11 protein-coding genes are annotated in these 14,332 nt (G+C 34.0%); 4 read left to right on the forward strand and 7 right to left on the reverse strand.

The genetic code is table 11. The features are described 5' to 3' along the window. Positions 1 to 350 precede the first annotated feature (350 nt). The 7 genes from ES676_RS04725 to ES676_RS04755 all read right to left on the reverse strand — a co-directional run bounded on the left by ES676_RS04725 (position 351) and on the right by ES676_RS04755 (position 7,483). The gene (locus ES676_RS04725) at positions 351 to 542 is read right to left on the reverse strand and encodes a cold-shock protein (protein ID WP_148368890.1); all 192 of its coding nucleotides are present in this window, start codon (positions 540 to 542) and stop codon (positions 351 to 353) included. Positions 543 to 784: 242 nt separating this feature from the next. Further along, complete coding sequence (locus ES676_RS04730; RefSeq protein WP_394348787.1) at positions 785 to 1,060, reverse strand: OsmC family peroxiredoxin; 276 nt, start codon at positions 1,058 to 1,060, stop codon at positions 785 to 787. A gap of 180 nt (positions 1,061 to 1,240) precedes the next feature. After that, positions 1,241 to 2,335 carry an alkene reductase gene (locus ES676_RS04735; protein WP_148368891.1) on the reverse strand — a complete coding sequence of 365 codons (1,095 nt, stop codon included), beginning with the start codon at positions 2,333 to 2,335 and terminating at the stop codon, positions 1,241 to 1,243. 126 nt (positions 2,336 to 2,461) lie between these two features. After that, on the reverse strand, positions 2,462 to 3,037 hold the full coding sequence (locus tag ES676_RS04740) for a Crp/Fnr family transcriptional regulator (protein ID WP_148368892.1): 576 nt from the start codon (positions 3,035 to 3,037) through the stop codon (positions 2,462 to 2,464). 219 nt (positions 3,038 to 3,256) lie between these two features. Next, the gene (locus tag ES676_RS04745) at positions 3,257 to 4,456 is read right to left on the reverse strand and encodes an acyl-CoA dehydrogenase family protein (RefSeq protein ID WP_148368894.1); all 1,200 of its coding nucleotides are present in this window, start codon (positions 4,454 to 4,456) and stop codon (positions 3,257 to 3,259) included. A gap of 261 nt (positions 4,457 to 4,717) precedes the next feature. After that, entirely contained in the window at positions 4,718 to 6,502 is a 1,785-nt protein-coding gene (locus ES676_RS04750; RefSeq protein ID WP_148368896.1) for an aminopeptidase P family protein, read from the reverse strand. 354 nt (positions 6,503 to 6,856) lie between these two features. Next, entirely contained in the window at positions 6,857 to 7,483 is a 627-nt protein-coding gene (locus tag ES676_RS04755; protein WP_148368898.1) for a hypothetical protein, read from the reverse strand. A gap of 517 nt (positions 7,484 to 8,000) precedes the next feature. On the opposite strand from ES676_RS04755, the gene ES676_RS04760 reads away from it, so the two are divergent. The 4 genes from ES676_RS04760 (at position 8,001) to ES676_RS04775 (ending at position 14,331) form a co-directional block, all read left to right on the forward strand. Beyond that, complete coding sequence (locus tag ES676_RS04760; RefSeq protein WP_148368900.1) at positions 8,001 to 8,453, forward strand: hypothetical protein; 453 nt, start codon at positions 8,001 to 8,003, stop codon at positions 8,451 to 8,453. A gap of 228 nt (positions 8,454 to 8,681) precedes the next feature. Further along, entirely contained in the window at positions 8,682 to 9,986 is a 1,305-nt protein-coding gene (locus tag ES676_RS04765; protein WP_148368901.1) for a hypothetical protein, read from the forward strand. 84 nt (positions 9,987 to 10,070) lie between these two features. Continuing rightward, positions 10,071 to 11,534, forward strand: a complete 1,464-nt coding sequence (locus ES676_RS04770) for a T9SS type B sorting domain-containing protein (RefSeq protein ID WP_148368903.1) — start codon at positions 10,071 to 10,073, stop codon at positions 11,532 to 11,534. 1 nt (position 11,535) lies between these two features. Next, positions 11,536 to 14,331, forward strand: a complete 2,796-nt coding sequence (locus ES676_RS04775) for a PorP/SprF family type IX secretion system membrane protein (protein WP_148368904.1) — start codon at positions 11,536 to 11,538, stop codon at positions 14,329 to 14,331. Position 14,332: the final 1 nt, after the last annotated feature.

Raw genomic sequence — 14,332 nt, forward strand, 5'->3', positions numbered from 1 at the left:
GCAAGTGTTGTGTGTGTGTTGTAGACGTCCGAGTTTTTAAACATCTGGAATAGGGAATTTGATGTCATTCTTATTAACCGATAAATCCCTCCAACTGCGCTCAGGATAAACAAAAGCCGCGGTGTGGTGGTATAAGCAATTCTTTTCTATTTATGACTTGATAAGGAACCTTTCGATTGCGCTTGCGGGGACAAATTTAATACTTTTAAAGGCTGTTTTTATAAACAATTTCACGCTTTAGGTTGCTTCTGTAATTGCTCTATATTTTATTAGTTACATCTTGCTAACATATAAAACCAAAAAAGCCCATCAATAAATTGATAGGCTTTTAAAAAACTTGAAATATATAATTAGATAACTTTTACGTTTACTGCATTTAATCCTTTGTTTCCTTCTTCTAAATCAAATTCAACTTCGTCACCTTCACGAATTTCATCAATTAATCCTGAAATGTGTACAAAATGATCTTTGTCTACTCCTTCTTCAGTGATAAATCCAAATCCTTTGGCGTCGTTGAAAAATTTTACTGTTCCTTTACTCATAATAATAATATTGTAATTAATAATTTGATAATAATAATACAAATATAGTGCCAAAATATTTATAAAGCCTCATCGTTTTCATAAAAAATAAATTTATTTTTAGTGGAAGTCAAAATATTATCTCCCAATGCTTTGCGGCTCACATTTAAGTCTTCCTAAATAGTATTTACTTTTCGACCTGTAAAACTATTATTAATACCGCTTCCATCCTGCCCTACTTTAGGCTTTGGTCGTAATCGGCGCTATAATAAGCCGTTTTTTAAAGTGACTTTTAATTCGATTTCTGTATTTATCACTTTTGAAATAGGACAAACCTCTTTCGCTTTATGCGCTATCTGCTGAAATCTCTCGGCATCAATTTCTGGCACCTCTCCTTCTAAGTTTAACATAATGTTTGTAATCGCCCCATCATCGAAAGTCACGGTAGCGCTTACGTCTAGCGTTGTTGCTGTAAAATTAGCGCTACTTAATAACACGCTTAATTGCATTGCAAAACAGCTTGCGTGTGCGGCGCCTATTAACTACTCAGGGTTAGTTCCTTCTTTTCCATCTTCAAAACGGGTGTGAAACGAATAGCGTGCCGTATCTAAAACGTTACTTTTTGTAGTAACCTGACCTTGTCCGTCTTTTCCAATGCCATTTCATACTGCACTTCCTTTTCGTGTAAATTTCATAGGGTCTGTTTTTAGTTACACTCTTTATTCTGAAGCTTTAGGATAATCTGTATATCCTTTTGCTCCTGTGGTGTAAAATGTATCTTCATTCCAAGCTGCCAGATCTAGGTGGTTTGTAAATCGTTCTACCAAATCCGGATTAGAAATATAGGGTTTACCATAAGCGACTAAATCGGCGTAGCCTTCTTCAATTACTTTATTTCCTTTGTCTTGAGTGAATGCTGTATTAATCATTAAAGTTCCGTTATATAGTGGACGGAAATGTTTAGCGATTTCTGTTACAGCATAAGGGATTTCTGAAACATCTGTAAAGGGTTCAGAAAGGTGAACGTAAGCTAAATTATAAGCGTTTAATTTTTTAATAATATATTCAAAAGTCGGAATCGTCTCCGCATCCAGCGTCATTCCGAATAAACCATTTAACGACGGATTAAAACGGGTACCAATTTTTTCCTGCGGAATTACCTCTTTAATCGCATCGAGCACTTCAAAAAAGAAACGCGTTTTGTTCTCTATACTTCCACCATATTCATCGGTTCTTTCATTAGAAGCATTATTGAAGAATTGATGAAATAAATAGCCGTTTGAAGAATGTATTTCAACACCATCAAAACCTGCTTTTACCGCATTTGCTGCCGCATTTTTAAAATCATTAACCGTCTTTTTAATGTCTTCAATGGTCATTTCTTTTGGCGTAACCGTGTCTTTAAAACCTTCTGCAGTAAATGATTGCGCATTCGGGTTTATAGCAGACGCCGACAATGGCAATTCACCATTATGAAAATCGGGATGCGACATTCTACCCACATGCCATAACTGAATAAATATTTTTCCCCCTTTATTATGCACACGCTGGGTTACTTCTTTCCAACCTTCTACTTGCTCATCAGAATAAATACCCGCAGTATGTATATAACCAACGGCTTCTTTAGACACTTGAGAGCCCTCTGTAATAATTAAACCTGCCGATGCGCGTTGCTCGTAATACAAGGCGTGTAGATTCTTAGTTGGCACGTTGCCTTCATTATCGGCTCTACTACGCGTCATAGGTGCCACAACAACTCTGTTGTTTAAGTTAATATTGTTGTTATATGGTGTTAATAAATGTTGTTTGCTCATCTGTTTTTCTTTTGATTTGTTAGTACTAAAATCTAGCCAATGTGTCCGTTCTTTTATAATTTCGAGACGTACAAAGTTACAATTACAAAATGCTAATAAAATTGACGCATATCAATTAAGACTGTTTTAACTTTTTACTTGGCGCCTAACGCGACTTAAGTTTTCTGCCGAAACACCCAGGTAATTTGCAATGTCGTAATTAGGCACTCTGTTTTCAATATTTGGATACGACGCACAGAACTCAGCATAGCGGTCTTTTGTATTCTTTTCTAGTGTCGATAAAATGCGTTTACGTTGAGAAATAAAAGCTTGAGTAGTTAAAATTCTAAAGTAGCGCTCAAAAATGGGAGCTTCCTCATAAATCTTTTGAAGATTGTTATAATTAATGGATAATAGCTGTGAATCATCAATAGCTTCAATATATAATTTTGAAGGGACATGATTATAGAAGGCATCAAAATCTCCAACCCACCAATTTTCGACGGCAAATTGAATAATATGCTTATTGCCTTTGTCTCCTATATAATAAGCCTTTAAACACCCTTTTATAACAAAATATTCGTGCTTTATATGTGTGCCAGGCTTGAGTAAAAACTGACCTTTATCGACATTAATTTCATTTAAATAAGAATTAAATAATTGTTTGTCGGTTTCTGTTGGACTAATATGATTATTTATGTGTTTAATAATAGACTGATACATTAGACAAAGATGCGAAAATCAATAGCTTTTTGCAATACTCTTTTTTAGGAATGATTTCGTTGTAATTAGATACTATCTAAGACTCTACTTCTTAACACCACATAGTATTGAGTTTTACGGTAATTACTCTTTAAATATTTTTATAGTGTGTTCATTTGCTAATTTAAAGTCTTTGTTCTTTCTTATTTCTACGCAGTGATCTCTGGCTTTACCTAGTAATTACACTTGTTTTTTTATGGCCTTCAAATGTTGAAACAATTCTCTAAATAGCCCGCGGGCTATTAATAGTTTCATAATCTCATTAGTGCCGGCATAAATTCTAGCTACCCTATTATCTGCATACATTCGGGCAATTGGGTAATCCCAGATATAACCATAACCTCCAAATAACTGTAGGCATTCGTCCACTATTTTACTGTGCATTTCGGTTGCAGAATACTTCGCCATTGAAGCGCTTTCCGCCGTAAGTTGATGCTTTGTTAATAACTGTGTACAGCGATCTACAAACGTTTGATGCACTTGTAGTTGTGTAGCACATTCGGCCAATTTAAATTGTGTGTTTTGAAATGCGGCAATAGGCTGCTTAAAAGCGGTTCTTGTAGAGGTATAGTCAATAGTATTTTCAATAGCGCCTTCTGCACCACCAATAGCATTTAGTGCTACTGTTAAACGCTCTCTAGCCAATTCTGTCATCATAATTTTGAAACCACTCCCTTCTTCTCCTAATAAATTTTCTTTTGGCACTTTGACATTATCAAAAAATAACTCGCACGTATCTTGGGCTTTCATCCCAATTTTTTTGAAAGGAATTCCTTTTTCGAAACCGTCATAGGCGCTTTCTATAATTAATAAAGACACGCCTTCTTTCTCTGTTCCAATATTAGTTTTTACAGCAACGATAGCCATATCGCACATATACCCATTGGTGATAAAAGTTTTTTGTCCGTTAACCAAATAATGGTCTCCTTTATCTACCGCATTTGTTTTAATAGCTTTAAGATCACTACCACAATTGGGCTCGGTCATTCCAATGGATGTAATGAGTTTTCCGGTCGCCATTTGAGGTAGATATTTTTGTTTTTGGGCTTCGGTACCATACTTTAAAAGATAGGGCGCCACAATATCTGAATGTAAAGAGAAACCTGGCCCACTGACTCCTTTTTTACCCAATTCTTCAATAAATAAAGCACTAAAGCTGAAATCTAAACCACTACCACCATAGTTCTCTGGCATATCAATGCAAAGCAATCCCAATTTTCCGGCGCGTTCCCAGATATCCCGACTAACCATTCCGTTTTTTTCCCATTCTTCAGTGTGCTCAATAATTTCGTTGTTAATGAAATCCTGAATCATACCTTGCATCATTTTATGCTCTTCTGAGGCGTATATTTCGCGTTCTAATAAAACAGTGTGTAACATATATGTGGAGCTTTTAAGTATTGATTATTGTAAACTGTATCACTCGTTCTCGTTTTTATACTTGAAATAAAGCCGACTATTTATTGACATTGGCAGTTCTTATGCGTTAAGTATTCTGCCCAATGTCGTTAAATTTTTAAATACGCAATCCTCAGCGATGCTTTATCTTTTTATTAATGCCGCACGACTTTAAACCGTAATAACCGTTTTCATAAATATATAAAAAAATAGACTCATAAAATTTCTTGTTTGCAAAGGTTGTTACAATATTTTACAGATATCTTTTAACCAAGCCTTTTCATCGGTATTCAATAATGGCGATAAGTGCTCAAAAACCATTTTATGATACGCATTAAACCATTCCTTTTCAGAATCTAACAATAGCGTTGTGTTTATGAGTTGTCTGTCTATAGGGAATAACGTAATTGGTGTAAAGCCTAAAAAGTCTCCAAATTCGGTTTGTTGTTTACCTACCGAAAGCACTACATTTTCAATACGAATACCATAAACATCTTTTTTATAACACCCAGGCTCTATTGTTGTTAATTGATGTGCAGCATGTACTGAACTACCACTACTCGTTGCTGGATTGGTTGTAAACCCTTGCGCCGGTTCATGCACCATCCCAAAACTTCCTATACCGTGACCAGTACCGTGCGCATAATCTAGCCCTTGTTTCCATAAATGGACTCTCGCAAAAGCATCCATTTGCATACCGACTGTGCCTTTAGGGAATTGTAATTGCTCGAGTTCTATATAGCCTTTTAACACAGCGGTATACGCCGTTTTCAATTCGTCTGTTGGTGTCCCGCCTAGCCAAACGGTGCGGGTAATATCTGTGGTACCGTCCTTGTATTGTGCACCGCTATCGACTAAAAGAATATCTTCGTTTTTTACTCGTGCAGAGCCATTTTTTGGTGCTGTATAATGAATAACCGCTCCATTGCCTTTATAGCCTACAATAGCAGCAAAAGATTCGCCCATATACAAGGCTTGTTCTTTCCGGAAACTCTCTAACTTTTTACCAATCTCGTACTCTGAAAGAGATTTTGTTTTAAGTTCTTTTTCCAACCATATAAAAAATTTGGTAAGCGCGATACCATCCTTAATCATACAGTTTTTTGCACCCTGGATTTCGGTTGCGTTTTTAATAGCTTTCCATTCTTTAGCTACTGAATTCTGAACTATAAATTGACTTTTTACAGCATTATAAACGGCATAATTTAAAGAGGATACATCCGCAATTATTTTTTTATTCGCTTCTATTTCTCCTAATTCATCAATTGCTACATCATAATTAACGATGTTAATATTCAATTTTGAAAAGGTCTCGATAGCTTGAGACGTAAATCGATTCCTATTGCAGAATAGGACTGTGTTTTCCAACCCTACCATGGCGTAAGCGGTAACTAAGGGTGTGAAATCGATATCTTGAGAACGGATATTAAACAACCAAGCTATTTCATCTAGACTTGAAAACAAATAGTAATCGGCTTTGGCATCGGTAATTTTACTTTGAACTTTTTCTATTTTTGAGGCTGTTGTTTCACCGCTATATTCCAAGGGATGTAAATTGACTGAAAAATTAGGTAGTCCAGGTCTATCAGACCAAATATCATCTACTAAATTTGGGATATTTTGCAGTTTAATATGTTTCGTTTTCGCTATGCTCTCTATATAATCAAGTTGAGCTTTCGAAAACTGCAAAAAATCTATTCCTATAACCGCCTTTTCTTTTAAACTATCACATATCCATTGTACGTGTTCGGGTGCATGAGGAACCGACTGTTTATGTAAGTTGATGTTATAAGCAGCGCATTCATCTTCAAATTGTATAAAATAACGAGAATCTGTCCATAAGGCAGTTTCATTGTGGTTAACGACTAACACCCCAGCAGATCCTGTGAATCCAGTAAAATATTCCCTTACTTTCCAGTGTTCTGCGACATATTCTGATTGGTGGGGATCTGTTGATGGAATAATTACGGCGTCTAAATTGTATTTAGATAGTGTTTGGCGAAGTTTTTCTAGCCTTTTATTAATCATTTGTAGTAAATTATTATGTTTAGATAAATCGAAGTTTAAACTATTTTCTTCAAGTTCCCTGTTACCTATTAATAATGTAACAGGGTTCGAAATTTAAAAATAACACTATATATTTGATTGTATATCATAATTTATGAGAAAGTGAAAGCAATAGATCGGTGCTATTTTAAAATAGTACACCTTATAGCTCCTGCATTCGTTACCCAAGTTAAGTTTAGGCGTGTAGCGTCGTATAAAATTCTCAGAAAAAGGGAAAAGTTTCGCTGTACCATTTCATGATAGCCAAATCACAGAACGAGAGGGATAATAGACCCTAAAACATCAGTTTTTACGGTATATAAAAGTAAAACTACTTTATAAGTCAGAATTAAAACGCTTTAAAATAATGTTTTTTTCTACTACCAATAATCCATTATCTAGTTTAGGATTTAAAATTCTGGTGATATCTCCTTTTTTTGCTAAACGTTTACGGCATAATTTTGTAAGTAAATAGTCATCATTAAATAAGAAACTTTCTAAAGCATATTCTTTATGTAATGGTACTTTGATAATAGGAAACAATTGTTTTAGAATTTTGTAACGTCGGTCGTTTCCGGGTATAAAGGTGAAAAAAGTGTAGCGTCCATCAGCATCCGTTTTTATCCAAGCGTTATGCTTTACGTAGCGCTTACCGTTCTGTTTTTTTAATTCAAAATCACCAAATTCATTAGGCTGTTCTATATATAGTAAAACATTTACTGCAGGAGTTATACCATCGCTGTTATAAATGGTTCCTGAAATTTTAAGCTTATCACGCTTTGAATCGTAACCTGGAATAGTATCGATATTATTTAAATTAAGTTCTGTATAAACGTAGATAGAGCTGCGTTTTAAATAATTTAAAGTGGTTTCGTGCGAAACTTCTTGGTAATCTTGTGAGTAGCTTAAAAAATTAGAGCTCAAAAAGGATACAAATAGTAAAAAAGTGGTTAGAATTTTCATAATAATAGCGTTTGATTACTATTAAAATAGGGGGTTTTATTTTTAATTTCACTAAAAATCGCACGAACGCTTAAAATTTACGTTGAAATGTTATTTAAAGTCAATTACCTCGATGAAATGCAGTCGATAAAGAAGAAATGTAATTATGTATTTTAGGTTAAAATAAATAAATTTTAAATTTAAACGGTCACCATATTTCGTGCTTAATAACAAGTAAATGAATGGAGTACAAATAAAAATAAAGTATTAATTTTCTTACAAATAAATTTTATAAGGATAAATGTGCACTAAAGAATGATCTCTTTAATAGAAATAATTTCTATTAAACTGAAGACCTATTTGGTATTTTAACTGTACAGCTATTTGTCGTATAAATATGCCCTTTACCTAATGTTTATACAGTTTAACTGATAAAAAGAATAGTTGCTCGATAAAATTATCTTAAAATATTTAAGAATAGAGTTGTTTTTTTCAATAATTTATATAGATTTGTTAAATAAAACTTAAAGCCCCTCAAATGAAAGCAAAAACTACTTTTTTTACCATTATTTTTTTTATGATAGTGAGTATTAGTTCAGCACAGAAAAATAAACAATCTCTTCAATTGATCAATGGTAAAGTCGGTATTGCTAAATACCACAGTCAAGATGAATTAAGTAGATTATCAAAAGGAGCTATATTAACTCTATATATACGTCGTATAGAGGTTATTGTAAAAATATTACCTAATATAGCCTTTGCAACTACCCCAAATGTTACTATGGAAACTTTAGGGATTCCTGAGACTAAAGAAAATATTAAAGCGTTGCAAGCAAACCTTGATGCTACTACAAATTATTTTGATAGTACCGTAGAATTTCAGAGATCAATATTGCCGTATTCAGATTCCAGAGATCTTATATCTGCTATATTATTTTATGAAGAAATATTAAAATCTCTTCATACTTACAACGATTTTAAATCAAATTAGTTCTATTCAGGTGTATTCAAAATCTTTAATAATTACCTAAAACCTAAATCCATTCACTATTTAATTAACAACCTTCGTTATTGTTAAATTTGTAAGAAAAGTATTATATTTTTAAATTATTTATGCGTTTTAGCGTCATTATTTGCATTTAACGTGTATTTATTCATATAAATTTTTATATTCGTCCAAGATATTATTCCCAATAATTTATAAATTGATTTAACCGCTATGAGAAAAATCACTATCAACATCCTGCTTTTAATAGTTACACTTAGTTGTACCTGTATTTATGCGCAACAAGAAAAGGGAATTACTGGTTTTGAGAACTGGTTAAATAATTGGACACAGTTTAAAGCCAATAAGGTTGTGTATGGAGAGCCTACTCAAATACTGAGTGGTAATATTATTAAAGACACAAAATTATATAAAAAAGATGTCTACCTCCTACTTGGTGACGTATTTGTTAAAGACAGTACAACGTTAGTTATTGAGCCCGGAACAGTAATAATCGGGGATTTCAAGACTAAGGGATCACTTACTATTAGTAATGGCTCTACCTTAATTGCTAATGGTAAAAATACAGATCCCATTATTTTCACATCAAGCCGTAGCGTAAAAAAACCAGGAGATTGGGGAGGTCTTTTCATTCTTGGTGATGCACCAATTAATAAAAATGGTGGTACCGCAGTTTTAAATTTTGGTTTAAATCCAACAGATTCTAGAAGTATTAGCTATGGTGGCGATAATCCAAATAGTAATTCTGGAATTTTAAGGTATGTTAGGATAGAATACGCTGGTAAAAGAACTAAAGACTATGGCTATTTTAACGCACTTACTCTCGCTGGCGTTGGTAAAGACACAACACTAGATAACTTAATGATAAGTTATTGCGAAGGAAACTCATTCAGTATTTTAGGTGGCAATGTAACTTTAGACAAACTAGTATCTTATAGATCGAGTAGTAATGATTATCAAATAAATTATGGTGCTCAATGTACAATAACGAACTCTTTGGCAGTAAAATCTCCTTATGTTTCTAAGGCAGGAGCTTCTAGATGTTTAAATATATTAAATCATGATCCAGATACAACTCCCGACTTATCGAAAACGCAAACCGTAGTCGAGGCAGAAAACCTTACTTTAATTAATATAAGTAATGACTTAGAGAATGATATCAAAATTGGTTTAGTAAACGAAGCTATCTTTATAGGAGACGCCGTTACCTTCAAAATTGATAAAAGTGTAATTTCGGGATTTAATCCTGCTGTTATATTAGGTAAGAAGATTGAAATAAATAATGAAAGCCTTGAGAAATTAGTGTTTACTAGAAATTATTTTAACAGTTGTAATGGAAATATTTTTGTCAAGGATAGAAGAAGTAATGACGATTTAGAAAACTGGTACGGAAGCAGGGCTTTCAATAATGTGTATTCAAAAGGCACAGATACGGAAACTTTTATAGATGCTAAAAACGTAGATAGCCCAGATTACAGATTACGAATTAACCGTATAATTGCTACCAATAACGAATAATAAATAATAAATGATGAGAGTGTATAAACTCTGAATATAAATTTAAAATATTAGTTATAGAATAGAAAACTACAAGCCATCCAAATGTACACCAACAAATTAAACTACAAATCATACCTCCTACTATGCTTTTTAATTTTTGTTTCACAACAAAAAGTTAATTCGCAAATAGTAATAGGAACTCCGAATTTAGGCTTTACTCAAGCATGTGCTAATGCGGATTTTAATACCTACTCTACTACTTTCGTGTTTTCTCCAGAAAATGGATTAAGTGCATCAAATCAATTTTCAATTGAATTGTCTGATGCTAATGGTGATTTTTCTAATGAAACTACCCTATATACGTCTAACGCAGGAACGATTACAACGTCTCCAGCAACCATAAACTTCTCTTTACCAACTACAACAGCCGGTGAAAATTATAAAATCCGGATAAAAAGTAGCGCACCTATGGCTACTAGTTCTAGTTCTAACTCTTTTGCCGCTTATTACAAAATTCAGGATGCACCATTCACTATTAATAATTTAGTGTCCACAGGTGTTTACTGTTTAGGTGGTAGTTACTTATTGTCGATAGACAATCCGGGGTCTGGTAATAACAATTCTCCCTTAAACTATTCTCAACTTACCTTTAAATGGTATAAAGAAACGGGACCGACAACTTCAATTTTTGTTTCTAATGGTGCATCATTATCAGTAAATCAAGAAGGCACCTATTTTGTAGAAACAAATTATGGCACGTGTACTTCCAATTCATTCTCTAATCGCGTAACTGTTAGTTCGGTGGCTTCGGGAGAGACCGACGCAGGTATTGCTTCTAGTTTAGGAAATCAGTTTTGTCCAGATCAAGGGGCTACAACTTTAAGTACCATTCAAGGTAACAGTTATCAATGGTATAAAGATGGTGAAAGTATTTCTGGGGCTACAAATCAAATGTACGATACTATAGAATCGGGTACTTATGCCGTGCAAGTAGACTTAGGAAGTTGTTTTGCATCGGGTGCTATTGCAATAATGAGTGAGCTTTTTGAAAGCACTATTAATGTTGATGAAACGAATAGCATTGAAGAAGATGAATCTCTATTAGTACTCATTTCTTCTACTGCTAACAATCCAGAATTTGAATGGTATTTAGATACCGTTTTAATTCCTGATGCCACCGAAGATAATTTTGAAGCTACCGCTTATGGTAATTACAAAGTGGTAGTTACCGAAACTATGGGCTGTTTAGGATCTCGCGAATTCTCATTTGAGATCACTAAACCTTACGATCCTTTTCCAGAGGTCGAAAATATTCCTAATTTAATAAGTCCAAACGGCGATAGCATTAACGATACATGGATGTTACCGGCAAAATATGTAACTGGGACAGATACCCATATAGTAATTATGTCTAACAGAGGAGAAATAGTTTTACAAACCACCAATTATCTTAATAATTGGCCAGAAAACGATTTGAATCTTACAAGTATTAATCAGGTGTTTTATTACATAATAACAACGTCCGATAATGAAATTAAAAAAGGATCAATAACATTAATTAAATAATATGAAACAACATCTTCTGGTTTTAGTTTTATGCATCTGCTCTATTCAGGTGTATTATTCTCAAGAAGATAACGGCGTAGTTGCACTTAATATTCCCTTAAGGAATTCACTAACTTTTAACCGTTTTACTATAAACCCAACATTTAGTTTTGTGCGTGAACAGGATAAATACATTAGTCTTTCTAATAAACGAGAATGGGTAGAGTTTGAAGATGCACCACTCACCTATTTAGCAAGCTATTCAGGGCGTTTTGGCGAAAATATGGGTGCCGGAATTGCCGTATTTCAACAAAACTATGGTGTTTTAACAACGTTTGGAGGGCTTCTAAATTTTGCGTACAATGCGAGACTAGATAGAGACAGTAATCTAACTTTTGGCCTTAATATTGGCGCTTATAAGAGTGGTTTAAATACAGGAAAAGTAGTCACTAATTTCGATGATCCTTCATTAGAAAACGTTCCAGAAAATTTTTTAATCACCGTTAACCCAGGTATTAATTACGGCACCGGTTTTTTCGATTTCGGCATATCCCTTAAAAATATAGTTGCCTACAATTTAGAATCCTCAATGCTAATTGAAGAAAATCCTGAACAAGGTATACAAGGACATATAATGTATACAGGATATTTAGATACGCGAGATTTTTTTGACGAAAGTAAATTTACAGGTTTGCTAAAATCTGAATTTAGAACAGAGGAAACCATTATCTCTGGTTTGCTTATGATTACTGTTCCTAAAGGAATTTGGGCGCAAGTGGGTTATAATACTATTTACGGTGCTTCCGGAGGTCTCGGTCTTAATATTTCTCCACAAATTGCTATTGAATATAATTTTGAAAAAGCACTCGGTGATTTAACAGAGTTTGGTCCTTCTCATGAGATTTCTCTTGCTTATAGGTTTAAAAGCACAGAAAATTATGAATATAGCAGTGGTGATGAAGTCGCTGGTTTAATTTCTGGAAATAATAAAAACCGTAAAAAGAAAAAGGCTACAAAACCACAAATTGATAGAAAAGCGATTGCAGAACAAAAAGCTCAAGAACAAGCTGCCGCCGATGCCAAACGATTAGCCGAACAAAAAGCTCAAGAACAGGCTGCTGCTGACGCCAAACGATTAGCAGAACAAAAAGCTCAAGAACAGGCTGCTGCTGACGCCAAACGATTAGCAGAACAAAAAGCTCAAGAACAGGCTGCCGCCGATGCCAAACGATTAGCCGAACAGAAAGATAACGATAAAGCTGCTGCTGACGCCAAACGATTAGCCGAACAAAAAGCTCAAGAACAGGCTGCCGCCGATGCCAAACGATTAGCCGAACAACAAGCTAATGATAAAGCTGCTGCTGATGCCAAACGATTAGCCGAACAACAAGCTAAAGAGCAAGCTGCTGCTGATGCCAAACGATTAGCAGAACAACAAGCTAAAGATAAAACTGCTACTGATGCTAAACGATTAGCCGAACAACAAGCTAAAGAGCAAGCTGCTGATGATGCTAAACGATTAGCCGAACAACAAGCTAATGATAAAGCTGCTGCTGATGCTAAATTATTAGCAGAACAACAAGCTAAAGATAAAACTGCTGCTGATGCCAAACGATTAGCAGAACAACAAGCTAAAGATAAAACTGCTACTGATGCTAAACGATTAGCCGAACAACAAGCTAAAGAGCAAGCTGCTGCTGCTGCCAAACGATTAGCAGAACAACAAGCTAAAGATAAAACTGCTGCTGATGCCAAACGATTAGCAGAACAACAAGCTAAAGATAAAGCTGCTGCTGACGCCAAACGATTAGCGGAACAACAAGCTAAAGAGCAAGCTGCTGATGATGCTAAACGATTAGCCGAACAACAAGCTAATGATAAAGCTGCTGCTGATGCTAAATTATTAGCAGAAGTACAAGATAAAGAAGACGCTGTTTTAAATCCTACCGACCAAGTGGGAAAAGCTATGCTTACTATTACAAAAGAAACAGAAGAATTGAAAACGACCCAAAATGAATTATTACAAAAATTTGATAACATCGTTGAAATTAAAAACCAAGATCTTCAAGATTTAAAAGAAGAATATGAACTAAGTCTAAAGGGTATTGTCGCTAAACCAAAACCTTTTAAAAGTATAGCAGAAGAAAACAATACTTTAAACGCTATTAAATCTGATTTAGAAGCGATTATTGAAACACGAAATGAAGAAATTGAAGCTCTAAAAAAATTATATGATGATAATTCAGACAATGATTTTGTAAAATTAGAAGGCGTTAATCTTTATTATAGAAAAGCTATCGAACGCTTAGAATTGGAACAAAAAGAAGCTGAGATTACTAAAAACGAATTAAATGCACGATTAAAAGACATTAATATAGCGACTGAATTCGAACGAAAAAGAAGAATTAAACGTGCTGCATACGACAATGACGAACAACGCTATTTACAAGATAGAACAACACTACAAAATCTAAAGAAAACGACTACTGTAAGTACTACTTTACTGACCTCTGATGATTTTGATTTTGGAGAAATACAAAATAAAAACATTCAAATTCTTAAGGATATTAAAAATATAGATGATGGATATTATTTAGTATTAGCGGTACATAGTGATACCAATAAAAGAGATGACTTTGTAAAAAAAGTGATTAAATCTGGAAGTTCAGATGTAGATTTCTTTTACGATTTAAATTCAAGTACATACTATATATATATAAATAAATATGACAATATCCAGGCGGTAAACAGAGCGCTAGAATCTAAAGAAAATAAGCCCTATAACATTAATATGTCTGTAGTGAAAATAGAAAATTAAT

It is taken from the genome of Bizionia saleffrena (assembly GCF_008086175.1).
GTDB lineage: Bacteria > Bacteroidota > Bacteroidia > Flavobacteriales > Flavobacteriaceae > Bizionia > Bizionia saleffrena.

Bases quoted from the DNA above. Each gene is read 5' to 3' on its own strand.
- ES676_RS04775 (WP_148368904.1), top strand. From the start codon at position 11,536: ATGAAACAACATCTTCTGGTTTTAGTTTTATGCATCTGCTCTATTCAG.
- ES676_RS04745 (WP_148368894.1), bottom strand. From the start codon at position 4,456: ATGTTACACACTGTTTTATTAGAACGCGAAATATACGCCTCAGAAGAG.
- ES676_RS04760 (WP_148368900.1), top strand. From the start codon at position 8,001: ATGAAAGCAAAAACTACTTTTTTTACCATTATTTTTTTTATGATAGTG.
- ES676_RS04725 (WP_148368890.1), bottom strand. From the start codon at position 542: ATGAGTAAAGGAACAGTAAAATTTTTCAACGACGCCAAAGGATTTGGA.
- ES676_RS04740 (WP_148368892.1), bottom strand. From the start codon at position 3,037: ATGTATCAGTCTATTATTAAACACATAAATAATCATATTAGTCCAACA.
- ES676_RS04735 (WP_148368891.1), bottom strand. From the start codon at position 2,335: ATGAGCAAACAACATTTATTAACACCATATAACAACAATATTAACTTA.
- ES676_RS04750 (WP_148368896.1), bottom strand. From the start codon at position 6,502: ATGATTAATAAAAGGCTAGAAAAACTTCGCCAAACACTATCTAAATAC.
- ES676_RS04770 (WP_148368903.1), top strand. From the start codon at position 10,071: ATGTACACCAACAAATTAAACTACAAATCATACCTCCTACTATGCTTT.
- ES676_RS04765 (WP_148368901.1), top strand. From the start codon at position 8,682: ATGAGAAAAATCACTATCAACATCCTGCTTTTAATAGTTACACTTAGT.
- ES676_RS04755 (WP_148368898.1), bottom strand. From the start codon at position 7,483: ATGAAAATTCTAACCACTTTTTTACTATTTGTATCCTTTTTGAGCTCT.